Genomic DNA, 23,847 nt, shown 5'->3' with positions numbered 1-23,847 from the left:
GCCATAGGCGAGACTGCTCCCAGCCCCTAAGATCTGTCCTTATGAGCACATCGACGGCGACAGGAAGCGCACAACTCGATGCCACGTCCACGCCGCCGTGCCTGCGCGTTGCCGGTGATTGGACCCTGCCGCACTACGCTGCCCTGGAGCGCAGCGTCGCCACCATCAAGGCGCCGCTGGCCGAACAGGTCAGCGTGGATATGGCCGGCCTGGGCGCCCTGGATACCGCCGGCGCCTCACTCCTGGCCGGCCTGCTCGGCAGCGAACGCCTGGCCGGGCTGGCCCAAACCGACCCGCATCTGCCCGCAGCGCAGCGTGCCCTGTTGCAAACGGTGGGCACGGCCATGGCCGGCTATCAGGAGCCACGCCGGCCGCGGCGCGGCAACGCCATCACCGATGTACTGGCCCGCATCGGCGCGGCCATGGTCAATATTTATCATCAGCAATTGCGCCTACTGGGCTTCATTGGCCTGACGCTGGAAACGCTGGCACGTAGCTTCTGGCGGCCACGCCGCTGGCGCCTTACCTCGCTAGTGGCGCACGTGGAAGAAACCGGCCTGGACGCCGTGCCCATCGTGGTGCTGCTCACCTTTATGGTGGGCGCCGTGGTGGCCTTTCTCGGCTCCACCGTGCTGGCCGACTTTGGCGCCACCATCTATACGGTGGATCTGGTCGCCTTTTCGTTCCTGCGCGAGTTCGGCGTGCTGCTCACCGCCATCCTGATGGCCGGCCGCACCGCGAGTGCCTTTACCGCGCAAATCGGCTCGATGAAGGCCAACGAGGAAATCGACGCCATCCGCGCCCTGGGCCTGGACCCAATGGAACTGCTGGTGCTGCCACGCGTGCTGGCCATGCTGGCCTCACTGCCCATGCTCACCTTCCTGGCGATGATCGCTGGCCTGGTCGGCGGCGGATTGGTCTGTGCGCTGGTGCTGGACATCCCACCGGTGATGTTCGTGAACCTGGTCAAGTCGGACATCGGCGTGCGCCACTTTCTGGTGGGCATTGCCAAGGCGCCCGTGTTCGCCTTTCTGATCGCGGTGATCGGTTGCCTGGAAGGCTTCAAGGTCACCGGCAGCGCCGAATCGGTGGGCGAGCACACCACGTCCAGCGTGGTGCAGTCGATCTTCGTGGTGATCCTGCTCGACGCCCTGGCCGCGCTGTTCTACATGGAGATGGGCTGGTGAACGCCGCGCTCAAACCCGCCACGCCGGACAACGTGATCCAGGTGCGCAACCTGGTGAACCGCTTTGGCACGCAGACGGTGCACGAACACCTCGACCTGGACGTACGCCGCGGCGAGATCCTCGGCGTGGTCGGCGGCTCGGGCACCGGCAAATCCGTGCTGTTGCGCAGCATCGTCGGCTTGCGGCGCCCCACCTCGGGCCAGGTGCACGTGTTTGGGCAAGACCTGCTCAGCCTGGCCCCCGAACAGCGCTCGCGGGTGGAGCGCCGCTTTGGGGTGCTTTTTCAGAACGGCGCGCTGTTCTCCTCGCTCAATATCGTGGAGAACGTCGCCATGCCGCTGATCGAGCACATCGGGCTGTCGCGGCCAGAAGCCCAGCAGCTGGGCGGCGTGAAACTGGCGCTCGCCGGATTGCCCGTAAACGCGGAAACCAAATACCCCTCCGAGCTTTCCGGCGGCATGGTCAAGCGTGCCGCGCTGGCGCGTGCACTGTCGCTGGACCCGGAAATCCTGTTCCTGGACGAACCCACCGCCGGCCTCGACCCGATCAGCGCGGCGGCGTTCGACCAGCTCATCCTTACCCTGCGCGATGCACTGGGCCTCACCGTGTTCCTGGTCACCCACGACCTGGACACGCTCTACACCATCTGCGATCGCGTGGCCGTGCTCTCGCAGAAGAAAGTGCTGGTGGTCGGCCCGCTCGACGAGGTGGCCCAGAACAGCGACCCGTGGGTGCAGGCATATTTCCACGGCCCGCGCGGCCGCGCCGCCGAAGAGGCGCACGAGCGCGAATCGTCCCCCGAGGTGAAGTGACATGGAAACCCGAGCCCATCATGTGCTGATTGGCCTGTTCACGGTGATCGTGGTGTCGGCCGCGCTGTTGTTCGCGCTGTGGCTGGCCAAATCCAGCTCGGACCGGCAGTTCGCCTATTACGAGGTGATCTTCAACGAGTCCGTCACCGGCCTCTCGCAGGGCAGCGCCGTGCAATACAACGGCATCAAGGTCGGCGACGTGACCCAGCTGAGGCTGGACCTCAACGACCCCAGCAAGGTCATCGCGCGCATCCGCCTCGGCGGCGATACGCCGGTGCGACAGGATACGCACGCCAAGCTGGCCCTGACCGGCGTGACCGGCCTGGCCATCATCCAGCTCAGCGGCGGCTCGCCGCAAAGCCCGCCATTGACCGGCAAGGGCGGCACGCTGCCGGTGATCGTGGCCGACCGCTCGCCGCTCAGCCGCATCCTGGCCAATGGCGAAGACCTGATGGTGAACATCAATGATGTGGTCGCCCGCGCCAGCGCTCTGCTGTCACCGGAAAACATGGACCGCATCGGCCGCACGCTGGATCACCTGGACAAGGCCACCGGCGCCATCGCCGACCAGCGCGAGGACATCCGCGACCTGCTGCGCCAGCTCGCGCAGGCCAGCAAACAGGCCAACGACACCCTGGCCGAAACCCAGCGCCTGGTGCAGAACACCAATGGCCTGGTCGACAACCAGGCACGCGCCACGCTGGACAGCGCCAAGAATGCGCTGGCCTCGATGGAGCGCGTCACGGCCAACATCGACCAGTTGGTCAACGACAATCGCGCCGCCATCAACGGCGGCATGCAGGGCTTCAGCGAACTGGGCCCCGCTGTGCGCGAGCTGCGCGACGCCGCTGGCTCGCTGCGCGGCATCTCGCGTCGCATCGACGAAAACCCGGCCGGCTATCTGCTCGGCCGCGATCGCAGCAAGGAGTTTGTGCCATGAAGCGGATGACCCGCACGTTGTCGCTCGGCATCGCCATGCTCATGCTCTGCGCATGCTCCGTACTACCGAAGGCCGAGTCACCGAATATCTATCGCTTGCCCGCCACGCCGCTGCCCCATGCGCAGGCGCCCGTTGTAGCCTGGTCGCTGCGTGTCACGACGCCGCAGGCCGAGCGCATGATCGACAGCTCGCGCATCGCGGTGTTTCCGCAAGGCGACGTGGTGAGCGTGTACCAGGGCGCACGCTGGAGCGACTCGGCCACGACCCTGCTGCGCAATCGCCTGGTCGATGCGTTCCGCGACGATGGCCGCATCGGTGCCCTCAGCAGCGATGACGACAGCCTGCAGGCCGATTACTCGTTGTCCGGCGACCTGCGTGCCTTCCAATCGGTATATGAGGATGGCCAGCCCGTGGTGGTCATCCGCCTGGACGCGCGACTGGTGCAGAACAACGGTTTGCGCATCGTCGCCACGCGCCGCTTCGACATCAGCCAGCCGGTCAACGGCAAGGCGGTACCGCAGGTCGTTGCGGCTTTTGGCCAGGCCAGCGACGCCCTCGCCAACCAACTGGTCACCTGGACCATGCAACAGCCTTTGCAGGCTCATCCGGCCCTGGGCCATTGAGTCGGTTCAGCGCCTGGACGCGTCCACATAACGAAAAGTGAGGTTGAGTCGCGCACCGACGGTGGCATGCGCCTTGGGCAGGTCGTGCTGGTAGCGCCGCTGCGTATCACCTGCCATGCGCAGCAAGCTGCCGTGCTCCAGCACGATCGCACGCGCCTCGCGCCGGCCTTCACCCTGGCGAGGACGCAGGCGAAAGCGACGCTCCGCACCCAGGCTCAGCGACGCGATCACCGGGCGCTCGCCCAGCTCCGGCTCGTCATCGCTGTGCCAGCCCATGGAGTCGCGCCCATCCCGATACAGGTTCGCCAGCACGCTGTTGAAGCGCGTGCCGCAGGCGTGCGCCGCGCGATCACGCAAGTCCGCCAGCAAGGGGCTCCACGGGTGGGGCTCAAAGCGGGTGCGCGAGTATTCGTAGACCGCATCGGCATCGCCGATCCAGCAACTCAGGCGCGGCGAATCTACCTCGCGTCCGAAAATGCGGATGCGATGGGTTTCCCAGGGAATGGACGCCAGCAGGCCGGCAAGCAGACCATCAGCCTCGACCGCCGCCAGCCAATGTGGCCACAACGCAAGCTCGGCACCGGGCAGATCCAACGCCTGCCAGCCCGGCGACACACCTTGGTCAAACAAACTCATCGAACCACCACCCCATCCATCACACGATGGCCGGAAACCCCGGCTCTACATCCAAGGTAGCGGCACATACCGACGCCAGCTCCAGTAGGCGCAGATCCGAGCCGCGCGCGCCCACCAGCTGCAGGCCGATGGGTAGGCCATTGGGGAGGTAGCCCATCGGGATACTCACCGCAGGGCAGCCGGCGAGACTGGCGAAGCTGGTGAGGTCGGCCTGCGAGTCGGGCACCGGGCCATCGAGCGGGAACGCGCCCTGCGGCGTGGTGGGCAGCACCAGCACGTCGATCTGCGCAAACAGGCGACGCATCTTCAGGGTGGCCGCGTCGAGCACGCGATCGGCGCATGCGTAGTCGGCCGCGCTCTTGCCGGCGGCATAGCCCAGCAGGCGCCGGAAGTGCTCGGACACGCGGCCATCGGTGCTCGCCAAGTCGTCGGCGAAGGTGCCGAGCATCTCCGCCTCCATCAGCAACAAACCGGCACGACGCGTGCGGCCAAAATCCCAGTCGGAGAAATCCACCGTACGCCTTTCGCCCAATTCATGCGGCCACTTGGCCAACGCCGCCTCGAAAGCGGCAATGACCTCCGGCTGTACACCTACGGCGGCGAGATCGGGGAGGAACCCCGCACGCAGGCGGCCCGGCTCCCAATCCGGCGGCGACAAAGCCACCCGACGGCGACGCGAGCGCGGATCGTCGGCGTCGTAGCCGGCCAGCACCTGCAGCAATACCGTCAGATCATCGGCACTGCGCGCCAGCAGGCCCACCGTATCCAGGCGCCGCGCCGCCGGCACCAGGCCGCGCGCGGAGATTTCGCCGTGCGTGGGTTTGAGCGCATACACGCCACAGTAGCTGGCCGGTATGCGGATGGAGCCCAGGCTGTCCGAACCCACGGCCGCCACGGCCAACCCCGCCGCCACCGCCGCAGCTGCACCACCCGACGAGCCGCCGGCGGTATAGCCGTGGCGATGCGGGTTGTGAGTGGGGCCATGATGCGGGTTGTTGGTGGTAGCGCCCAGCGCACCCTCGTCCATATTGGTCTTGCCAATGAGCACCGCGCCCGAGGCACGCAGGCGCGACACCACATGCGCGTCCTCGCTGACCGGCGAGCGACGCCCGCCAAGGCCGGCACTGGTGGGCCAGCCGGCGATGTCGAAATTATCCTTCAGGGCGATCGGCAGACCATCGAGCCGGCCGATCACCCCGTCGCGGCGTCGATGCTGCGCCGCCAGTGCCTGCTCCTGCAGCAAGGACGAGCTGATGCTCACATAGGCGTTTAGCTCTGGGTTCAGCCGCTCGATGGCCTCCTGGTAGACCGCGGCAAGGGCCTGCGGCTGCACCCGTTCTACCGCCAGCCAATGCAAAAGCTGGCACATCGTGGCCCGGCGCATGTCGAGGTCACGGATCGGGGGCTGCTGGTTCATGGTGTCTTCCCTGGGCTCACGGTGGGGATTATCGACACCATAGATGAAAGCTTTGCAAGGAAGCACCATCCGGTAGCCACGCCACAGGGTCGGTCCGTTGCCCGGCGCACGCCGAACCCGGACAATGCCGGTTTGTCCGTTCCATACGTACAGGAACGGTATCGTGACGCCACACCCAGACGGAGCCCGCCATGAGCGACCGCGAAACAATGGAATACGACGTCGTCGTCGTGGGAGCCGGCCCCGCGGGGCTTTCCTTTGCCATCCGCCTCAAGCAGCTCAAGCCGGACGTGAGCGTGTGCGTGATCGAGAAGGCCTCCACCATCGGTGCGCAGATCCTCTCTGGCGCGGTGATCGAGCCGCAGCCGCTGGACGCCCTGCTGCCTGGCTGGCGCGACAATCCACCGCCGATATGCGTGCCCGCCACCGAGGATGAGTTCTGGCTGTTGAGCAAGACGGGCGCCCGCAAGCTGCCGGTGCCCCCGGGCATGAACAACCACGGCAACCTGATCGTGTCCCTTGGCGCCATGTGCGCCTGGATGGCACCCCAGGCCGAGGCCCTGGGCGTGGACGTGTTCCCGGGTTTTGCCGCCGCCGATAATGTCTTCAACGAGGACGGTTCGGTCGCCGGCGTGCGCATCGGCGACATGGGCGTGGCGAAGGACGGCTCGCACAAGCCCAGCTATACCCAGGGCATCGACATCAAGGCCAAGGTCACCGTGCTGGCCGAAGGCGCGCGTGGCAGCCTTACCAAGCAGCTGATCAAGCGCTTTGCGCTGGACAAGGACAGCGACCCGCAGGGTTACTCCATCGGCATCAAGGAGCTGTGGCAGGTGCCGGCCGGCCGCGCGCAGCCCGGCAAGATCGTGCACAGCTTCGGTTGGCCGGCGGACAACCACACCTACGGCGGCAGCTTCCTTTATCACCTGGACAAGGACCGCATCGCGCTCGGCTATGTCAGCGGCCTGGACTACACCGATCCCAACTATCAGCCGTGGGAAGCCTTCCAGCAGTGGAAAAACCACCCCTCGGTCAAGGCGCTGCTCGATGGCGGCACCATTCTTTCGGCGGGCGCGCGTGCCATCGTCACGGGCGGCTACCAGTCGCTGCCCAAGCTGGAGATGCCTGGCGCCCTGCTGATCGGCGACACCGCCGGCCTGCTCAACGTGCCCAAGATCAAGGGCACCCACCAGGCGATCAAGAGCGGCATGCTGGCGGCCGAACACCTGGCCGCCAACGACCTCAACCCGGCCGGTTTCGACGCCAAGCTGCGCGGCTCGGACGTCATGACCGAGCTGAAGAAGGTGCGCAACATCAAGCCCGCCTTCAAGAAGGGTCTGTGGTTCGGCATGTTGAACGCCGCATGGGAAACCGCCGTGGGCGGCGCTTCCCCGTGGACGCTCAAAAACAAGGCCGACTACACCATGCTGCACAAGCTCGGCCAGCAGGAAGAACCCAAGCGCGATTACGTGCAGCGCGAATTGCCACCGCGCGATCGGCTGGCCGGCGTGTACTTCGCCGCCACCGAGCACGACGAAGACCAGCCGATCCACCTGCACGTGGCCGACACCAACGTGTGCGTCACCCAGTGCGCCACCGAGTACGGCAACCCATGCACGCGCTTCTGCCCGGCGGGTGTCTACGAAATCGTCAATGACGAAGCCGGCAAGCGCCTGCAGATCAACGCCGCCAATTGCGTGCACTGCAAGACGTGCGACATCAAGGACCCGTACCAGATCATCAACTGGGTGACGCCGGAAGGCGGTTCGGGGCCGAACTACCAGAACTTGTAATACCCAACGCGCCTGTCCAGACGACCAGGCGCGCGCCAAGGCCGGCCACAGGCAACCGGCCTTGGCACTGCAGTCCAACGAGGTAAGCATGTCTCTCAGCACGTTGTCTTGGCGGATCAAACGCCTGAACTATCTTATGCAGCGCGTTACCGGCAGCCTTGCGCAACGCGGATTTAGCGGCACGCTTTCCCGAGTGCTGCAGGAGTTTCGCCATCGCCCTGAGCAAGACCTGTCCCTGGCGCTGGAACCGCTCGACCAACCCCGGGGACCGTTTACCGTTCCGCATAGTGACGTGCCTCAGGTAACCGTGATCATTCCGGTGCATGGCAAGATCGCCTGGACCTTGGCCTGTCTACGCTCCATCGCCCACCACGGCGTACAGGCGCCTATCGAAATCATCGTCGTTGACGATGCCTCTCCCGATGACACACTGGCCGCACTGCGGCAGGTGCAAGGTTTGCGCGTGCACTCCAACAGCCAGAATCTCGGCTTTATTGGCAGTTGCAATGCAGGTGCTGCACTCGCGCGAGCTCCATACCTGCTATTCCTCAACAACGACACGCAGGTCACCCCGGGGTGGCTCGACCAACTCTTGCATACCTACCTTGAGGAGCCACGCTGCGGCATCGTGGGTAGCCAGCTGGTGTATCCGGACGGTCGACTCCAAGAAGCGGGCGCACTGGTCTATTCCGATGGCGAGGCCTGGAATGTCGGGCGATTCGAGAAACGAGACGATCCTCGCTACTCGTATCGACGCGACGTCGACTACGTTTCCGGTGCCGCGTTGTTGATCGAGGCTGCCCTGTTCGGTGAGGTTGGTGGCTTTGACACTCGCTATACCCCCGCTTACTGCGAAGACATGGATCTTGCTTTTGCCGTGCGAGCGCGCGGGCGCCGTGTCATCTACGAAGCCGCTAGCGTGGTCGTGCATTGCGAGGGCATTAGCTCAGGCACCGACCTTACCGCTGGCGTCAAGCAATACCAGAGCATCAATCGCGCAAAGTTCGTGGACAAGTGGAGCGACGCGCTGGCACGCCAGCCAGCCCCCCGCACCGCCGTGGCTCAAGCTATCCATCATGGCCAGCGACATGTGTTCATCATGGACGCGCTTACGCCCGACCCTCGCCGCGATGCAGGCTCGCTTCAGCTTTACAACATCATGAAGCTGTTTCGCGCGATGGGCTGGCGCGTGACGTTCATGGCGGACAATGCGCAGGCCAGCGCAGCCGATCTGCGCACACTGGGTGCCATTGGCGTCCATGTACTGTGCAAACCGGCCATTAGCTCACTCGCCACTTGGCTTAAAGACGAAGGCAAGAGCCTGGATGCCGTGCTTCTTTGCAGGCACTACGTGGCGGCCCCCAACCTCCCCTTGATCAAGCGGCTAGCACCTCGCGCCAGATTGTTGTTCGACACGGTGGACGTGCATTTCCTGCGCGAGCGTCGCGCGGCCGAACATACCAACAACCCGGCGCTTGCCCGACGTGCAGCAGCCTCCCGGGAACGGGAGCTCTCCATCATCCGCGAATGCCATGCCACTTTTGTCGTCAGCACGGTAGAACTTGAGCTGCTCAGGCAAGAGGTTCCAGGCGCCAACGTCATGTTGTTGCCCAACATGCACGAAGTGCATGGGCGCAAGAATCCCTTTGATGCACGCCATGGCCTGGTGTTCGTCGGCGGCTTCGGCCATCCGCCCAATGTGGATGCCGTGGAATGGCTTACGTCGGAGATTTTTCCGAAAATACGCGCGCATCGCCCTGACATCGAGCTGCACCTCATTGGCCAGATGCCCGAAAGCACCAGGCAAGCGCTGCATGGCCATGGCGTCATCGCGCACGGCCGGGTGGAGGACATCGACCACTGGATGGACACAAGCCGTATCGCCCTGGCCCCGCTTCGTTATGGCGCAGGCGTCAAGGGCAAGGTGAACACGGCCATGAGTCACGGCCTGCCGGTTGTGGCAACCCGTATCGCCGCTGAGGGCATGTTCCTGGAGGATGAGCGGAACGTTCTCATCGCTGATGATACTGATAGCTTCGTGGCCGCCGTACTGCGCCTGTACGACGACCCGGCCCTGTGGTTGCGCCTTTCCGAGGCCAGCCTGCTCAACATTCGCCACCACTTCGCCCCTGCCATTGCCCGCGCCAGCCTGGAAGCCGCCTTGGCCTGACACCTCCCGGCCGGCACTTCAAACGACCGTTTGCCGACGGGTACAATGAACCTTTTAGGCTGCCGGGCCGGCAGCCACCGTACTAAGGACTCGCAGATGAAGATTCTTGTCGGCTACAAGCGTGTGGTGGATTATAACGTCCGCATTCAGGTCAAGCCCGATGGCACTGGCGTGGTGACCGACGGCGTGAAGCTGTCGGCGAACCCGTTCGACGATATCGCCCTGGAAGAAGCCCTGCGCTTGCGTGAAAAGGGTGTCGCCACTGAAGTGGTAGTGGTAGGTATCGGCCCGGCCGACCTCACCGCTCACTTACGCAACGGTCTGGCGATGGGAGCCAACCGCGCCATTCATGTGGTCACTACCGACGAAGTGCAGCCGCTTACCGCCGCGCGCACCTTTCTCAAGCTGGTCGAGAAGGAAGAGCCCCAGTTGGTCATTCTGGGCAAGCAGGCCATCGACGACGACGCCAATCAGACCGGCCAGATGCTGGCCGCCCTGTGGGATCGCCCCCAGGCCACCTTTGCCAGCAAGGTCGAGATCGACAACGGCAAGGCCAAGGTAACCCGCGAAGTCGACGCCGGCCTGGAAGTGATCGAAGCGGAACTGCCCGCCGTCATCACCACCGACCTGCGCCTTAACGAGCCGCGCTTCATCAAGCTGCCCGACATCATGAAGGCCAAGTCCAAGCCCATCGACACCATTGAATTTGCTTCGCTGGGCGTGGACAGCCATGACCATCTCAAGACCACGCATTACGCCGCGCCGGCCAAGCGCAGCAAGGGCGTGATGGTGAAGGATGCGGCCGAACTGGTCGCGGCGCTCAAGCAGAAGGGCCTGCTCTAAGCAGGTCGCCAGGAGATAGACATGAGCAAGATTCTGGTTATCGCCGAACACCTCAACGGCAAGCTGAACCCCTCCACTGCGCGCGCCATCAGTGCCGCCGTCGCCGTCAAGGGTGAGGCCATTGATGTCTTGGTGCTCGCTGACAACGTGGACGCCATGGCTGCCGAGGCCGCCAAGATCGACGGCGTCACCCGCGTACTCACCGTTGCCCGCGCTGAGAATGCACACGCCTTGGCGGCGGTGCTTGCCCCTCAAATCACCAAGGTGGCCGCGGGCTACTCCCACGTATTCTTCCCCTCCACCACCTTCGGCAAGGACGTCGCCCCACGCGTGGCGGCCCTGCTGGGCGCATCGCAGGTCAGCGATGTCATGACGGTGGAAGGTCCGCACGCCTTCAAGCGCCCCATCTACGCAGGCAATGCCATCATCACGGTCGAGGCCAACCCCAACCATGCGGTGGTCGCAACCATCCGCACGGCCTCCTGGCCTGCCGCCGGCAACGGCGCCGCCAACGCTCCCGTGGAAGCGGTTTCGGCCGAAGTCAGCCTGCCCAGCCACACCCGCTTCGTTGAACTGCAGCAGGGCAAGAGCGACCGCCCCGACCTGCAGAGCGCCAGCAAGGTGGTCTCCGGCGGCCGCGGCGTCGGCTCCAAGGAAAACTTCGAGGTCATCTACAAGCTTGCCGACAAGATCGGCGCGGCCGTCGGCGCCTCCCGCGCCGCCGTCGATGCGGGCTATGTCTCCAACGAAATGCAGGTCGGACAGACCGGCAAGATCATTGCTCCCGAGCTGTACATGGCCTTCGGTATTTCCGGCGCTATCCAGCACCTCACGGGCATCAAGGACGCCGGCACCATTGTCGCGATCAACAAAGACGGCGAGGCCCCTATCTTTGAAGTGGCGGACATCGGCCTGGTCGGCGACCTGTTCAAGCTGATCCCCGAAATCGAGCAAGCGCTGGGCTGACCAACCACGTCTGGATTTTGCTGCGCAGGAACTTGCCACCCCCCGGTGTCACTGCCATCATTCTGCAATAAGTCAGGTTATCGACAGGCGCCTTGACACCCGGCGGTAGGTACCGCAGCGGGCGTCAAGGCGCCTATTGCGACAAGCAGTACCGGGGGAAACATGTGGAACTTCAGGCGGCCGGGCGAGCCTCGGCCGATTTTTGTCATCGGATCGTACCGGTCGGCAACCAGTGCCCTGACCTGGGCGCTGGGCCAGCACCCCAATATCTTTCCGCTTGAAGAAACGCACTTCCTTTACAAGCTCGCCGTCGACGTCGAGTACCTTTACGAAATTGGTGCATGCCAGGGCGAGCGTTCGTTCCTTGGTTCCGCCAGTTTCACGCGCCGGCACTTTCGCAATCACTTTGGCGGCGCCTGCCATGCCATGGTGCTTGAGGCCAGGAAACGCATAGCCAAGCGCAGCTATGAGACGGCCCTGAAGAATCGCGACCGCATCTCGCCCAATATCAAGCTGCATCGCGGCTGGTGGCAACCCAAGCGTCGCTGGATCGACGGCACGCCCGAAAACTCCCATTACGTGCTGCCGCTATTGCGCCTGTTTCCGCAAGCACGCTTCATCCATATTCTGCGCAATCCCCGCAGCGTGGCGACGTCGCTCATGCACTTCTCCACCATGGGCAGCCATGACTACGCCGAGAAGGATGCCTATGAAACATGGACACGCCTGGCGCACGCCTGCGCGTTAACCGAACAGGCGCTGGGCCCTTCCCGGGTCATGCGGCTCCTCCATGAGGATCTTGTCGCCGCCCCCCAGGAGGCGTTGTCGCGCTGCCTGCAATTCATCGGCGAGAAGTACAGCGATGATTGCTTGATGCCGTTGAAGAACAAGATCAACAGCTCGCGCTATGCCACCGCGGGAGACTGCAGCGTGGAAGCGAACATCGGCTCTGAAAAACCATGGACCCGGGAGGCTTACACGCTCTATCAGCGACTGCTGGATGGTCGTGGTGCCATCGACGGCAATACAGCGGCGGCACGACGCGAGCTTCGACGACTCCTGCAGGAGTACAAGGAAAGCCTGCTCCCCACCACCAACGAGCGGCTGTCCCGCGCCAATGTTGCACTGGAAGAGCGCGTCCTTGATCTGGAAGCCGAGCAGGCCGCTCTCCATTGCAAGCTGAAGCGACTTCAGACACCGTTGACCTTGCTGGACTGGGGGCCTCAGGAGATCGCGGCAGGCGTGAGCTTCAATACGCAAGAGGACGGCTCGAGCGCACTATGGGTCAGCACTCAGGATGCTCCCTGGGATACCGAGGTTGTACTGGGTGGCGTCACCCTTCCCACTGCAGTACATGCGAACGGCAAGCTGGTGACCGCCAACGTGCCTACTTTCATGACTTCCGTGCCGGGAAGGCTCGAGTTGTCACTTCGGAGCCTCGTTTATGAGGAAACGACTCCCAGCGTCAACGTCTTTATCCAGCTGCCCGCGCCCGAGGAATTGGGCATTTCCCCCTGTGAAGCACAGCTCCAGGACATTGACTTCGGTGCGGGCATTTCTTCCGTGACGCGATAGACTGTGCCTTTTGGCTTGGGCTACAGCCCGCAAAGCCAGCGCCCCTCCAAGACATTCGCATACGGAGATAGCTGATGTTGTTCAAGCGTGCCTTATTCGTTGCCCCTTTCCTCGTCATGTTGACCGCTTGCCAGGATGAGTCCGTCCCAGCCCCTAAAACGGAAGCTGCGCCGCAACAAGCCAAGGCACTCGTGTCCATTCCTGCGTCTTCTAGTTCTGTCATATCCGTGACTCCGGCGACTCTGCAAAACTGCGACAAGGGCGTTGAGGCGACCGTCCAGTGGAATGCCAGCAAAGCCAAGGTAGCCACCGACAGTACCGAGATCTGGGTGGGCGCCAACGCATCATCCATGAAGCTCTTTTCGGCTGGAGGTGCAGCAGGCGAAACGAAGACCGGCCCCTGGACACGCCCAGGCACCCATTTTTCGCTGAAAAACAAGCAGGATGGAAGCTCGCTAGGCGAGACCATCGTCGGTGGCCCGCGGTGTAACTGAGCACCGAGGCCTAACCGTGACGTAACGTCCGCCTTCGCAAGAACTCAAGAGAAGTTTGGTAAGTCTGCCGAGATGTCCTTTTGGCCGCCCTTTACGGGTGACCTCGTTCTCCTGGAGACAAACTGCATGGCCAGTGCTTGTCCGGTTTGCCAAAGCGCCCATAGCGGGACGTTTTTTCGGGAAATTGACGGATTCAACTACTACGCCTGTTCAAGTTGCGAGTCGCTCTTTATCGATCCGGTCGTGCTCGCTGCGATGGACAACGGGGAGTCACCTCGTAGCTACGACCATGAATATTGGGATGAAGAGGTGGAGTCCGCGCGCCAGCGTTCGGTGGCGGACGGTCTAGTCCGCGCTGGCGAGGTCGTCCTATACACGAGGCGCGATGTTCATCGATTCCTGGATGTTGGCGCCGGGCCTGGATTCTTGCTCGATCAGTTGGCTCACACGTTCCCGGCGCGGCCAAATACCTTCCACGCCGTAGAGCTCTTTCCTCCAAACGAGCATAGTAAGCACCCGAATTATGTCGTGGGTGATGTGGGCTCCCTGCCGGGAAAGTTCGACGCCGGCGTATGCATCGAGGTTATCGAGCATCTGACGCCTCACATGCTGGGCGGCCTTGTCAAAGGCCTGTCCAAAGTCAGCGAACCAGGCTCCGCCTGGCTCTTCAACACAGGCATGCCCCCTTATGTGCGGAACGAAGATCCAGGCTACCTGGACCCGCGGCGGCGCGGCCACGTCATCTCCTACGGCATCAAAGGCCTACGGAATATATTCGGGCAGTATGGCTTTCGACTGGTCGATCTACCGGGCAAGTCCTTCGCCTTTCTTGCCGAGTTCGAGCCAATCAATGAGGTGGAAACGTTCACCACCGATCGGTTCTACAGCCCTCTGCCGTTCAACAAACAGCTCTTGGAAGAATCAGGGCTGCTCTATCTGGCGGCGTTTGAGTCGGCGCGCTCCTACTACTATCAGTACGAGTCCGATCAACGAGCCCGGTGGGCCATGAGCCTAAATGCGACGCTGCAGGCGATGTCGCAAAGCGTAAGCCAGAAATGATTCCCGAGATTAATCCCGGTTACCCGTGAGCTGGCCTTTTCCGATTGCCCTTGTCGACTCCCCATAGCCCGCAGTAGCGTTTTGCCCGTCTTTACGAGCCCTCGCCCCCTGTGCGGAACTCCTTCTCACACAGGAATACATAAGGGTGGTCCATGACCCGGCATTTCCAATGCAGATGCAATCAAGGGCTATTTTCAGTAAATGGAGGAATCAAGAGCTGCTTCTTTCCGAAGAAAGTGGTTAGCTCTTGGTCCGGCCTTGCTTACCGAGAGGGACGCAAAAGCTCTCCCGCCGTTGCACACATTCGCACCAAAGAATGCCGATACGACATCGGGCGCGCCCTACGCACAAAGGAGGGCGAGCAACACCAGCTCGAACTCCTTGCCATGCTCAATACGGGTCAACATCCTAAGTATTTCTTGAGTACCCCGCCGTCGAGCTAGCCAAGGGAGTCTCGCCTAGTTCGCTCCACCAACACTAGGCGACTCAGGAAAAAGGATAGCGGCAAGGTAACGCACACTGCGACCAGCGGCCCCAGCCGCTGGTCAACATTCAAATGCCCGACCGCCAGCTTCAACACTAATGCCCCGGCGATATAGGTACATGCATATATAACGGGAAACAGCGCGAGCTTTACCCACGAGTGGCGCGCTTTGAAGACGAAGCGAGTATTCAGTGCATAGCTCAGCGCAATACCGATAACGAAGCTGATCGCATACGCCACCTGGTAGCTGACAAAAAGCAACAGCACCCAATACATCACGAATGTCACGCCGGTATTGAAGGCTCCGCTAACAACAAAGCGAAGAGCCTGTCGCACCAAAACCGAGCCAGCCTGCCTCTTATACTCCACCTAATTGGCCCTTAGCCGTAGCGGTCACTCGCGATTTTCGAGCCACGCGGCATAACCTATTCCCTCCCATGGCATGCCGCGATCAAAGGACTCACGCCATGGGTACACATTGCTTCCATCAAATTTCGATTTGATATCTCGCACGCTCGCAACCTGCTTGCCGGGGTTTCCAACAACCACCGCCTCGCTGGCCACGTCCGAACGCACCAACGTCGAGGCACCAACCAGCGCATCTCGACCCACCGTGACGCCTGGCAGCACCACAGTCATGGTTGCGATAACGGCAAACTCCTCAACGGTAACGCCAACAAGCGTGCTCGACGGGGGGTGCGGATCATTGGTAAGTACGACGTACGGGAAAATCCATACGTAATCCTTGACCACGCTCTTGTGCCCAATATGCACATTGCTATGAAAGCGGACATAGTTGCCAATGCTGCAATGGCCCTGGATGTCTGAGAGCGTTCCAATCCGCACATGGTGGCCAATCTGGGCCTCTTCGCGAATGGTTACACGATGACCACATTCAAAGTGATCACCAATCTTCGTTCCCGCGTAGATGATCGTCCCCGAACGAATAACCGCCTGCCTGCCAATGGAAAGCGTAGGATTAACGTACGTATCGGGGCTGGCGTAAATTGAATTTTGAGGTTCGCCAAGAATGCAATCAGCACCAATGCGCGTACCTTCGCCAATGGTGACATTGTCGTAGACAATTGCCCTGGGCCCGATGATGACATCAGCACCAATCTGGACATTGTCACCAATCAAAGCCGTAGGATGAATACCTTCAAAGTTACGCATTATCTAAGCATCCTTCTTTTGCAACACGAGCTCAAATTCAACGAATTCACGCGCGTGCCGTAGCTAGCTGCAGGAACTCATCGTAATCGCGGATGTATTCGTGGCTGTCGTAGAACTCCGAGGCAAACACGAGCAGGACTGCATCACTCGAATACTTGTACTGGATTCCCCAAGTCATCGCCGGCAGATACAAGCCAACGGACGAATCTTCAAGTACAAACTCTTCGCGATGTCTGCCGTCATCCGCAACGACGTGACAGCTGCCTTTCGCGCATATCAGGAACTGTTTACAGGTCCGATGCGCGTGCTCGCCACGTATCTCGGCGTTGGGCACGCCGAAAATCATGAAGTAACGCTTGGGTTCGAATGGAATGGATCGACCGAATTCACCCACCGTGAGGTTTCCGCGTAGGTCCAGGATCTTTGGCAACTGGTGATAGGTTACCCCTCGAACCCCACTTTCCCTAACCACCACCTTACGCTCGGCGCCACTATACGAGACCACCGCCTGATCGACATCGCCTGATAGCGAGTAGCCAATGATCTGCGCAGGATTTCCTGCCACCACGGCATGAGGCGGAATGCTACGTTGTACGGCTGTTCCCGCCTGCAGGAGCGCCCCCTTCGATACAACGACGTCCCCCACCACCGTTACGCCCGACTGAAGTCGCACGTCATCCTCAAGGGTGAGTTTTGCCTCGGGGTGTACACCCGGATCGATCACACATCCGGCTGCGACCGTCACTCTGTTACCAATGACACATGGCCCGAGGACAATCGACCCAGTTCCGATACGGACGCCATCACCCAGGAGCACATTGGCACCGATCACTGCGCCTGGCGCAAACTCACAACCCTCGCCAACAGTAGCGTCAGGGGAGATGCTCGGTTTTAGCATACTCATACATCAACGTCCTTACTTCGATCGCTGCTCAATTGCCGACCGGGAAATTCGTTATCGAGAATGGCAATGCTCAGTGGGCGCCCCTTGGTATTCTCATAGGCACGCCAAGCATAATTGCCAACCAAACCGAGACCAAAGGCATTAAGACCGCCAAAGAAGAGAATCGCCAGCATGGTTCCGGCATAGCCTGGAACAACAAGCTCCGATGCAAGTTTGGCGATGAATACCAACACGCCGAGCGCGATGGCCACCATCATGCCTGCGATCCCTACGCCCAAGAGCATTCTGATTGGCGCATCGGTGAAAGCAAATGTGCTATCCAAGAGATAATTGAACTTCTTTCGGAAAGTCCAGGCACTTTTGCCGTGCTGGCGCTCTAGGCGGCTATAGGTAACAAATGCGCGTCGGCCACCCATCCAGAAAAGCAAACCAAGAAGACTTGTATTCGTCTCCTGAAAAGCCAGCAGACGATCAAGAAAGCAGCGATTCACTGCGAATATGTCAACGCCGCCCTGGGGAACATCCCGCTGTATGAAGCGTCGATAGAAACCCCAAAACAGGCCCGCGGCGAGCTTGGTACCCCAAGGATCATTACGGGATTCGCGAACGCCAAAGACAACGTCCACATCTCCTTTCTCCAGAGCCCTAAACGCCTTTTCGACCAACGAAGGCGGCTCCTGAAGATCGGCTGCCATGACAGCCGCGTAGTCTCCCCGAACATGACGAAGTCCCTCCCGGATTGCCGAGAAGGACCCGAAGTTGCGTGACAGGGCAATCAACCTCGAAGGGAACCCAGCATGCGGCAAGCTGTCAGCCAGTCGCGCATAGCTAGCATCTGGACTACCGTCGACGACAAAGATTGCCTCCAACGCTGAGTCAAGCGACACGTACAACGCTTCGATCGCCTTCACCAGGTCGGCAATGGACCCCTCGTTCTTGTAAACGGGGACGATCAAAGAGAACTTCGTTTTCAGAAGCGATTGCATGCGTCAATCACGCGCTGAACTTCTTCATCGAGAAGCTCGGGGAAGCAAGGAAATGTCAAGGTCTGATCGGCCAACTGCTCGGTAACTGGCAAAGATACGCCCTCAAAACGACCACCATGACAAGGCTGCTTGTGATCTGCCCGGGGATAATGGATCTCAGTTTGAATACCACTCCTCCCCAGGTGTTCCCGAAGCTCCTGGCGGCGCCCGGTATGAACGACATATAGGTGTGCAACATATTCATCGCCCCCCATAGCCGGTACCCTGATATCAGAATGCTTGATTTCGCTTGAATAGCGATTGGCGATATGGCGCCGACGCGCGTTCCATTCATCCAAATGCGGAAGCATTACGCTAAGCATCGCTGCCTGGATTTCGTCCAGACGACTGTTACGGCCACCAACCAGGCCATTCGTGTACTTCTCGGTCCAACCGTACTGTCGCAGTTGACGGACGCGGTTGGCGATCTCCTCGCTCCTTGTAACCACCGCGCCACCGTCTCCAAGGGCTCCGAGGTTCTTCGTCGGATAGAAGCTGAAGCTGGCGACGTCACCGATGGCGCCAGCACGCGCACCCGTCGAGAGACGCGCCCCATGAGCCTGCGCGCAATCCTCGACCACCGCGATCCCCTTCTCCTTCGCTAGGCGCACAATCTCCCCGATCTGCGCAAGCCGGCCATAGAGATGCGTAACAATGACGGCTTTGACGTTGCCGTGCTTGGATATGAGCTCCGCAAAATGTGTCGGATCAATCGTCGACTCGCCCAGGGTCACGTCCACGAAAAGCGGTTCCGCGCCACACGCAAGCACCGCGGAGGTTCCGTACATGGCGGCATTTGCTACCACCACGACAACATCCCCGGAACCGACATGGACCGCCTTGAGTGACAGCTCAAGCGCATCCGTGCCATTGGCCACACCAATGCAATGCTCCGCGCCGCAATATTCAGCAAACGCCTCTTCGAACGCCTTCACCGCCGGCCCCAGCACGAAATAGCCGCTTTCAATAATGGCCGTCGCTGCCGCGGAGAGCGTCTGCTGAAGAGGCTGCGTGTGTCGCAGCAGGGAGTTCACGGGGATGATGCCGACTGCCATACAGGTCATGTCCTTGATCTTAATGATGAGGCGATAAGCCGCCTTTTCCTCTGCAATATTACACGGGAACCACCTTCCCCTCCCAGAGCACCCTCGAGGTTACTTAAGAGGCAGGCTTAAAGGATATGAAGCCCCGCTAACCTGCAGTGGCGCACCAGCCAACCCAATGCACCAAACAAACGAATTGACATCTCATTTTTCCAATTCACCCGACTCCAGATAGAGCCGATGGAACGACCTGAAGCCATCCGAAAATATGTTGGCATTATTATCGTGCAACAGATCCAAAAGCTCTTTTCTCTGCTCAGGCGAACGACTGCAAATCGCCGTTATGCCGGAACAAACGGGCAACTGGGTATTTGGGTCCCTGTACAGCCGACCAAGGCCGATCGTTGCTGCCTGATAGGACGCCGACACGAACCGAACGGCGGACCAGGAGTAATAACTCAGCGGGACCTGCACCGCGATAATGGCAAGCATCGCAAGTACACCACCCTTGGCAGCCATGGCTGACCATCGAGTGCTTGGCGCCACCTTGAACGAGGCTGCAAACATCAATAGCAGTGCAACGATATTGAACTGATAAAGCAAAACGTATCTTGGTTGGAGAAGGTAATCCAGGTCGAAACTCAAAACTCGAGTATAAACAAGACCTGCAACCAAGCCGTAGAAGAACACCATCAACTGCGCCGCAAACATGGTGAGCATAGTCGCCGACCGCGTGAACTGCTTCCACCAGAAAAGGAGATGGGCAATCACCAGTACTACAGTAATAGCCCCCCCCATGAAGGCACTTCTCTCACCAAAGAGACGCGGCAAATAGTCGGGGTAGATAACGGAGGAACAAAGAGGTATGTAGACAACCTTGTACCAACCTCCGTCGGAAACGAGCTGGTGCCAGAGCTGGCCGAGCTTGCCCGCAGATTGCGCCTCGATCGGCATGGTGAAAAAAATCGCGTACAACGCCAAGGTCGCGCCAAAGCAGCCTGCGATAACCGCGCTCACCTTGAACGCCTTGATCCATTGCTTGTCGTGCCAAGCGTGCAGCAAGATGATCAATATGGACGAAAAGCCAGCGATTAAACTGGTGTCATCAGCAATGACCCCTAGCAAGATGGCCGAGATTATCAGCGCAAAGTATCTGGATTCTGTTATGGCTCGCCATACGGAGTAAAAGAACACAAATACTACCAGGAATATCGCATATTCAATGGTCACCAATGGCCAATCGAAGATCCATCGACTGTTGATGGAAAGATAGATACAAGCAACAGCGGAAACCACGAGGCTAGCCCTCCAACTATTACCCCCGGGCGTGCGCTCTCGACGAACCAGCCACGCCAGAAAAACGACGCTCAGGCCAGCTGCGAGCATGCCAATCAATGACATGATCCAGTAATCACCGCCAAAATATCGGTATTGCGCAACTTCAATGAGCCGCTGCAATGGCATCGCGTGGTCGAATGCTCCTCTCTTCGCGAAGAAATCGGACAAGGTCAACGTCTTGTTGAAGTACTTCCGGATAAAGACGTCCAGCGTGTACCAGCCATCGTCCCGCAAGACAGGGCAAGCAACGAAGATCGAGAAAATAAGAGCATTCACGAACATGATGAAGCCGACGACACGATCCCATCGAGCGTCAATCAAGGTAAAAGGCCCACGCCGACCTCCACCGGCACGTGTCCTCTCGCTTATTTCAGGCCGCAAAAGCATTGACTCTCCTGATGCTTGCATTGCACTCCCCTTACGACTTCATTTTTTTAAGCATGCAGGGCCGGCCCGATACCCCGGCCTTCATCTGCGAGCCACGCATCTTCGCGCGTCAAGGACGCTCTCAATAGCACTAATTTAAAGCCGGAGAACGTCGTCCGGCCGGCTCATTGCATCGCCGATCAAGTAATAACTGGTTACCCCGGCGGCGGCTGCAGCCGCCAGATCCGTTGGCATATCACCAACCAAAATGCTTTCGGAGAGATCCAGACCAAGATCGGCCGCTGCAGACAAGATCATTCCGGGTTTTGGCTTTCGGCAATTGCATTCGATGCCATAACCGCCGATACCGGCAACCGGGTGATGCGGGCAATAGTAAGTTGCCGCCAACCGAATACCCTGCCTCGCGAACTGCTCGTGTACCCAACGGGTGTAACGCAGGAACTCCAGTTCGGAGTAATACCCGCGGGCAATCCCAGCCTGATTCGTAACGACAACGAGGGCGTAACCACGGGCCAGGGCAAGCCGGCAAAAGCCAAAAATATTAGGTAGCCACTCGGTGTCTTCCGGCCTATGTACGTATCCGTGATCTACATTGATCACGCCATCCCTATCCAGAAACAACGCTTTGCGCTTCCTGGTAACGATGCTGGTGCGTTCCTGCTCCGAAAGATAGCACCCCCCCTGAAAAATCATGGGACTCCAAGTGCCGAAGCGGCGAACAGCCGCTGGGCAAGTTCGAAATCTTCAGGCACGCCAATATCAATGAAACGGCTCGTATGGCGGAAGGCCGATACCCCCCCGGCCTGGGCTTGTGGCACCAGCACAACCTGCTCGAAGGAGAAGGCGCTGTTCGTCGGCAGACTTTGCAGTAGATCTGAACTGAGACGATAAACGCCCGCGTTGATAAACCCCGGGCCGACACCACCTTTTTCCGAGAAGCCAGTCACTCGCTCGCCGGCAACCAACACGGCACCGTACCTGCTGACGTCTGGAACATCTGCTAGTGCCATGCAGATTCCGTCATTGAGATCGGCAGCGCGCGCGTCAAATGCCGCGTAATCCAAGTCGAGGTACGTATCGCCGTTAAGTACAAAACAGGCGCCGCCCGTCAGTGAGCCAACCGCCTTCGCGATCGCCCCACCTGTCCCAAGCGGCACGTCCTCCTGCGAGTAGGCCAGCTCCATGCTGCCCCACGCCTTGCCAAGGGTCTTTTCAATCGTATCAGCCATGAAGCCAGTGGCTAATACGGCCCTGCCCACCCCTTGTGCGGCCAGTAGATCCAACACATAGGTGAGGAACGGTCGACCCGCGACCGGTGCAAGTGGCTTGGGCACGTCCTTCACGATGCTGCGGAGCCGGGTCCCCAATCCTCCCGCCAGGATGATGGCTTCTTCAGTTCTTGGCATAGCCGAAAATTTCTTCCTCGATCAGGCCGCAAAGCAGATGGCCGAGCACCTCGTGTCCTTCCTGTATCCGCGGTGTCTCAGACGACGGGACACAGAAACAGATATCGCACAGCTGCGCCATCGCACCGCCGCTTTGCCCCGTAAAGCCAACCACCCTCAGGCCCTTCGAGCGAGCCGATTCAATCGCGCGCACGATATTCTTCGAATTGCCTGACGTGGAAATAGCGAAGAACACGTCACCCTGTTGACCCAACGCTTCGACCTGACGGGCAAAGACATAGTCATACCCATAGTCATTGCCGATTGCCGTAAGGATGCTGGTATCCGTAGTAAGCGCGATAGCAGGGATGCCCGGGCGATCAAAGTAGAACCGGCTCACCAGCTCACCAGCCCAATGCTGAGCGTCCGCCGCGCTACCACCATTGCCGGCAAAAAGAATCTTGCACCCGTTCCTTAGCGCCTCCACAGATATCTGCAACGCCTGTTCAACCTGCTGGTGCATCACCTCGTCCTTCGACATAGCGGTGAGCAACTGAATGGACTTGCTGAACTCGGCATCCAGCATGGCCTTTACGAAATTCGCCATGAGGTCGCTCCTTGTTGCGTAAAGTGAAAATCCAAAAGGCGGCCGCCCTGAGCAGCCAAGGCCCGGGTCAAGCCAATTCGCTTATCCGGACTGCACATAAACATCATGAAGCCGCCACCACCAGCCCCCGAAACCTTGGCTGCATGGGCGCCATTTGCGAAAGCCAGACGCTCAACCTCTTCGATCAATGGATTGCTAATGGAGGCAGCCATATTCTTTTTCGCCTCCCAGCCCGCTTGAAGAGTGCGCGCTAAGCCGGACAAATCACCGCGCAGAACACACTCCTTCATCTGCACAGCCTCTTGCTTAAGGCTATGCATGGCATCAATCGAGCTCTGCTTGCCTTGCACGACATTACGCGACTGCTGATCGATGATGTCCGCCGACGCCCTTGAGACGCCCGTAAAGTAGAGGACGAGAGAAGCCTCGAGCTCCGACCATACCCAGTCTTTGACCCGCAATGGGTTAACGATTACTCGGTCGTCACCGTAGAACTCCATAAAATTGAAGCCACCAAATGCGGCTGCATACTGATCCTGCTTGCCGCCGGCCAGCTTCAATTCCTTTCGTTCAATGTCATAGGCAAGGTGCGCGACCTCATATTCACCCAGCGGCAACATGAAGTACTCTGCAAAAGCCTGAACTAGTGCAACAACCATGGTTGATGACGAGCCCAGACCTGAACCTGGTGGTGCGTCGGAAAATGTTTGAACTTTCAGGGGACGAGGCTCGCCCCCGAGAAATTCTCTGCAGACTCGAGCGTAAACGCCCTTCAGCAACTGTAATGGGCCATCACAAGGCACCACCTCGTTCTGGGCATAGACCTCAGACACGCCAACATCAATGGCGGAGAACTCTCGGCTGCCATCAGAGGAGTCGGAAATTATCGCAAAAGCATGCTTATCGATAGTCACGTTCATGACGTGTCCACCATAGACGTCGCAATAAGGGGACACGTCCGTGCCGCCTCCGGCGAGCCCTAGGCG

Annotated in this window: 23 protein-coding genes; 11 read left to right on the top strand and 12 right to left on the bottom strand. The window is 60.1% G+C overall.

Going from position 1 to position 23,847, the window contains the following annotated elements; genetic code table 11:
* Positions 1 to 41: 41 nt before the first annotated feature.
* The 4 genes from AC3G2C_RS07290 to AC3G2C_RS07275 are packed head-to-tail and all read left to right on the top strand — an operon-like array spanning position 42 to position 3,562.
* Complete coding sequence (locus AC3G2C_RS07290) at positions 42 to 1,187, top strand: MlaE family ABC transporter permease (protein WP_488383967.1); 1,146 nt, start codon at positions 42 to 44, stop codon at positions 1,185 to 1,187.
* The gene (locus AC3G2C_RS07285) at positions 1,181 to 1,999 is read left to right on the top strand and encodes an ABC transporter ATP-binding protein (RefSeq protein WP_488384275.1); all 819 of its coding nucleotides are present in this window, start codon (positions 1,181 to 1,183) and stop codon (positions 1,997 to 1,999) included. Before AC3G2C_RS07290 ends, AC3G2C_RS07285 begins: the two co-directional genes overlap by 7 nt.
* A gap of 1 nt (position 2,000) precedes the next feature.
* Positions 2,001 to 2,939: an MlaD family protein gene (locus AC3G2C_RS07280; protein WP_488383966.1), complete on the top strand. Its 939-nt coding sequence runs from the start codon at positions 2,001 to 2,003 to the stop codon at positions 2,937 to 2,939.
* Positions 2,936 to 3,562, top strand: a complete 627-nt coding sequence (locus AC3G2C_RS07275; protein WP_488383965.1) for an ABC-type transport auxiliary lipoprotein family protein — start codon at positions 2,936 to 2,938, stop codon at positions 3,560 to 3,562. Before AC3G2C_RS07280 ends, AC3G2C_RS07275 begins: the two co-directional genes overlap by 4 nt.
* 6 nt (positions 3,563 to 3,568) lie before the next feature.
* Here the strand turns inward: AC3G2C_RS07275 and AC3G2C_RS07270 are convergent, their stop codons facing one another.
* Both AC3G2C_RS07270 and AC3G2C_RS07265 read right to left on the bottom strand, forming a co-directional pair.
* A complete protein-coding gene (locus AC3G2C_RS07270; protein ID WP_488383964.1) occupies positions 3,569 to 4,198 on the bottom strand; it encodes an alpha-ketoglutarate-dependent dioxygenase AlkB family protein in 630 nt (209 codons plus the stop codon).
* Positions 4,199 to 4,217: 19 nt separating this feature from the next.
* A complete protein-coding gene (locus tag AC3G2C_RS07265) occupies positions 4,218 to 5,615 on the bottom strand; it encodes an amidase (RefSeq protein WP_488383963.1) in 1,398 nt (465 codons plus the stop codon).
* 191 nt (positions 5,616 to 5,806) lie between these two features.
* On the opposite strand from AC3G2C_RS07265, the gene AC3G2C_RS07260 reads away from it, so the two are divergent.
* The 7 genes from AC3G2C_RS07260 (at position 5,807) to AC3G2C_RS07230 (ending at position 14,515) form a co-directional block, all read left to right on the top strand.
* Positions 5,807 to 7,408: an electron transfer flavoprotein-ubiquinone oxidoreductase gene (locus AC3G2C_RS07260; RefSeq protein WP_488383962.1), complete on the top strand. Its 1,602-nt coding sequence runs from the start codon at positions 5,807 to 5,809 to the stop codon at positions 7,406 to 7,408.
* Between the two features lie 88 nt (positions 7,409 to 7,496).
* Positions 7,497 to 9,578, top strand: a complete 2,082-nt coding sequence (locus AC3G2C_RS07255) for a glycosyltransferase (protein WP_488383961.1) — start codon at positions 7,497 to 7,499, stop codon at positions 9,576 to 9,578.
* Between the two features lie 96 nt (positions 9,579 to 9,674).
* Positions 9,675 to 10,421, top strand: a complete 747-nt coding sequence (locus tag AC3G2C_RS07250; RefSeq protein WP_488383960.1) for an electron transfer flavoprotein subunit beta/FixA family protein — start codon at positions 9,675 to 9,677, stop codon at positions 10,419 to 10,421.
* Positions 10,422 to 10,442: 21 nt separating this feature from the next.
* Entirely contained in the window at positions 10,443 to 11,387 is a 945-nt protein-coding gene (locus AC3G2C_RS07245; protein WP_488383959.1) for an electron transfer flavoprotein subunit alpha/FixB family protein, read from the top strand.
* A gap of 162 nt (positions 11,388 to 11,549) precedes the next feature.
* Entirely contained in the window at positions 11,550 to 12,962 is a 1,413-nt protein-coding gene (locus tag AC3G2C_RS07240) for a sulfotransferase family protein (protein ID WP_488383958.1), read from the top strand.
* 74 nt (positions 12,963 to 13,036) lie between these two features.
* A complete protein-coding gene (locus tag AC3G2C_RS07235; protein WP_488383957.1) occupies positions 13,037 to 13,456 on the top strand; it encodes a hypothetical protein in 420 nt (139 codons plus the stop codon).
* Positions 13,457 to 13,582: 126 nt separating this feature from the next.
* Positions 13,583 to 14,515: a class I SAM-dependent methyltransferase gene (locus tag AC3G2C_RS07230; RefSeq protein ID WP_488383956.1), complete on the top strand. Its 933-nt coding sequence runs from the start codon at positions 13,583 to 13,585 to the stop codon at positions 14,513 to 14,515.
* Positions 14,516 to 14,954: 439 nt separating this feature from the next.
* On the opposite strand, the gene AC3G2C_RS07225 is transcribed toward AC3G2C_RS07230, so the two are convergent.
* From AC3G2C_RS07225 to AC3G2C_RS07180, 10 genes are all read right to left on the bottom strand, one after another.
* On the bottom strand, positions 14,955 to 15,335 hold the full coding sequence (locus AC3G2C_RS07225) for a GtrA family protein (RefSeq protein ID WP_488383955.1): 381 nt from the start codon (positions 15,333 to 15,335) through the stop codon (positions 14,955 to 14,957).
* 57 nt (positions 15,336 to 15,392) lie between these two features.
* On the bottom strand, positions 15,393 to 16,172 hold the full coding sequence (locus AC3G2C_RS07220; protein WP_488383954.1) for an acyltransferase: 780 nt from the start codon (positions 16,170 to 16,172) through the stop codon (positions 15,393 to 15,395).
* A gap of 46 nt (positions 16,173 to 16,218) precedes the next feature.
* Positions 16,219 to 17,076 carry a WxcM-like domain-containing protein gene (locus tag AC3G2C_RS07215; RefSeq protein ID WP_488383953.1) on the bottom strand — a complete coding sequence of 286 codons (858 nt, stop codon included), beginning with the start codon at positions 17,074 to 17,076 and terminating at the stop codon, positions 16,219 to 16,221.
* Complete coding sequence (locus AC3G2C_RS07210; protein WP_488383952.1) at positions 17,073 to 18,062, bottom strand: glycosyltransferase family 2 protein; 990 nt, start codon at positions 18,060 to 18,062, stop codon at positions 17,073 to 17,075. Before AC3G2C_RS07210 ends, AC3G2C_RS07215 begins: the two co-directional genes overlap by 4 nt.
* On the bottom strand, positions 18,047 to 19,156 hold the full coding sequence (locus AC3G2C_RS07205) for a DegT/DnrJ/EryC1/StrS family aminotransferase (protein ID WP_488383951.1): 1,110 nt from the start codon (positions 19,154 to 19,156) through the stop codon (positions 18,047 to 18,049). Before AC3G2C_RS07205 ends, AC3G2C_RS07210 begins: the two co-directional genes overlap by 16 nt.
* A gap of 192 nt (positions 19,157 to 19,348) precedes the next feature.
* Positions 19,349 to 20,890 carry a hypothetical protein gene (locus AC3G2C_RS07200; RefSeq protein WP_488383950.1) on the bottom strand — a complete coding sequence of 514 codons (1,542 nt, stop codon included), beginning with the start codon at positions 20,888 to 20,890 and terminating at the stop codon, positions 19,349 to 19,351.
* Positions 20,891 to 21,004: 114 nt separating this feature from the next.
* Positions 21,005 to 21,562 (bottom strand): D-glycero-alpha-D-manno-heptose-1,7-bisphosphate 7-phosphatase, encoded by a 558-nt coding sequence (locus tag AC3G2C_RS07195; RefSeq protein WP_488383949.1) that lies wholly within the window; start codon positions 21,560 to 21,562, stop codon positions 21,005 to 21,007.
* Complete coding sequence (locus AC3G2C_RS07190) at positions 21,559 to 22,275, bottom strand: nucleotidyltransferase family protein (RefSeq protein ID WP_488383948.1); 717 nt, start codon at positions 22,273 to 22,275, stop codon at positions 21,559 to 21,561. Before AC3G2C_RS07190 ends, AC3G2C_RS07195 begins: the two co-directional genes overlap by 4 nt.
* Entirely contained in the window at positions 22,262 to 22,861 is a 600-nt protein-coding gene (locus AC3G2C_RS07185; protein WP_488383947.1) for a D-sedoheptulose-7-phosphate isomerase, read from the bottom strand. Before AC3G2C_RS07185 ends, AC3G2C_RS07190 begins: the two co-directional genes overlap by 14 nt.
* Positions 22,846 to 23,781 carry a GHMP family kinase ATP-binding protein gene (locus AC3G2C_RS07180; RefSeq protein ID WP_488383946.1) on the bottom strand — a complete coding sequence of 312 codons (936 nt, stop codon included), beginning with the start codon at positions 23,779 to 23,781 and terminating at the stop codon, positions 22,846 to 22,848. The genes AC3G2C_RS07185 and AC3G2C_RS07180 overlap by 16 nt, the downstream gene beginning before the upstream one ends.
* Positions 23,782 to 23,847: the final 66 nt, after the last annotated feature.

This window comes from Frateuria sp. sgz306004 (genome assembly GCF_057750885.1).
This window is presented reverse-complemented; position numbering and strand designations above follow the sequence as displayed.

Bases quoted from the DNA above. Each gene is read 5' to 3' on its own strand.
- AC3G2C_RS07205 (WP_488383951.1), bottom strand. From the start codon at position 19,156: ATGGCAGTCGGCATCATCCCCGTGAACTCCCTGCTGCGACACACGCAG.
- AC3G2C_RS07230 (WP_488383956.1), top strand. From the start codon at position 13,583: ATGGCCAGTGCTTGTCCGGTTTGCCAAAGCGCCCATAGCGGGACGTTT.
- AC3G2C_RS07290 (WP_488383967.1), top strand. From the start codon at position 42: ATGAGCACATCGACGGCGACAGGAAGCGCACAACTCGATGCCACGTCC.
- AC3G2C_RS07235 (WP_488383957.1), top strand. From the start codon at position 13,037: ATGTTGTTCAAGCGTGCCTTATTCGTTGCCCCTTTCCTCGTCATGTTG.
- AC3G2C_RS07200 (WP_488383950.1), bottom strand. From the start codon at position 20,890: ATGCAAGCATCAGGAGAGTCAATGCTTTTGCGGCCTGAAATAAGCGAG.
- AC3G2C_RS07250 (WP_488383960.1), top strand. From the start codon at position 9,675: ATGAAGATTCTTGTCGGCTACAAGCGTGTGGTGGATTATAACGTCCGC.
- AC3G2C_RS07245 (WP_488383959.1), top strand. From the start codon at position 10,443: ATGAGCAAGATTCTGGTTATCGCCGAACACCTCAACGGCAAGCTGAAC.
- AC3G2C_RS07240 (WP_488383958.1), top strand. From the start codon at position 11,550: ATGTGGAACTTCAGGCGGCCGGGCGAGCCTCGGCCGATTTTTGTCATC.
- AC3G2C_RS07190 (WP_488383948.1), bottom strand. From the start codon at position 22,275: ATGCCAAGAACTGAAGAAGCCATCATCCTGGCGGGAGGATTGGGGACC.
- AC3G2C_RS07255 (WP_488383961.1), top strand. From the start codon at position 7,497: ATGTCTCTCAGCACGTTGTCTTGGCGGATCAAACGCCTGAACTATCTT.
- AC3G2C_RS07270 (WP_488383964.1), bottom strand. From the start codon at position 4,198: ATGAGTTTGTTTGACCAAGGTGTGTCGCCGGGCTGGCAGGCGTTGGAT.
- AC3G2C_RS07215 (WP_488383953.1), bottom strand. From the start codon at position 17,076: ATGAGTATGCTAAAACCGAGCATCTCCCCTGACGCTACTGTTGGCGAG.
- AC3G2C_RS07195 (WP_488383949.1), bottom strand. From the start codon at position 21,562: ATGATTTTTCAGGGGGGGTGCTATCTTTCGGAGCAGGAACGCACCAGC.
- AC3G2C_RS07280 (WP_488383966.1), top strand. From the start codon at position 2,001: ATGGAAACCCGAGCCCATCATGTGCTGATTGGCCTGTTCACGGTGATC.
- AC3G2C_RS07185 (WP_488383947.1), bottom strand. From the start codon at position 22,861: ATGGCGAATTTCGTAAAGGCCATGCTGGATGCCGAGTTCAGCAAGTCC.
- AC3G2C_RS07180 (WP_488383946.1), bottom strand. From the start codon at position 23,781: ATGAACGTGACTATCGATAAGCATGCTTTTGCGATAATTTCCGACTCC.
- AC3G2C_RS07260 (WP_488383962.1), top strand. From the start codon at position 5,807: ATGAGCGACCGCGAAACAATGGAATACGACGTCGTCGTCGTGGGAGCC.
- AC3G2C_RS07220 (WP_488383954.1), bottom strand. From the start codon at position 16,172: ATGCGTAACTTTGAAGGTATTCATCCTACGGCTTTGATTGGTGACAAT.
- AC3G2C_RS07275 (WP_488383965.1), top strand. From the start codon at position 2,936: ATGAAGCGGATGACCCGCACGTTGTCGCTCGGCATCGCCATGCTCATG.
- AC3G2C_RS07210 (WP_488383952.1), bottom strand. From the start codon at position 18,062: ATGCAATCGCTTCTGAAAACGAAGTTCTCTTTGATCGTCCCCGTTTAC.
- AC3G2C_RS07265 (WP_488383963.1), bottom strand. From the start codon at position 5,615: ATGAACCAGCAGCCCCCGATCCGTGACCTCGACATGCGCCGGGCCACG.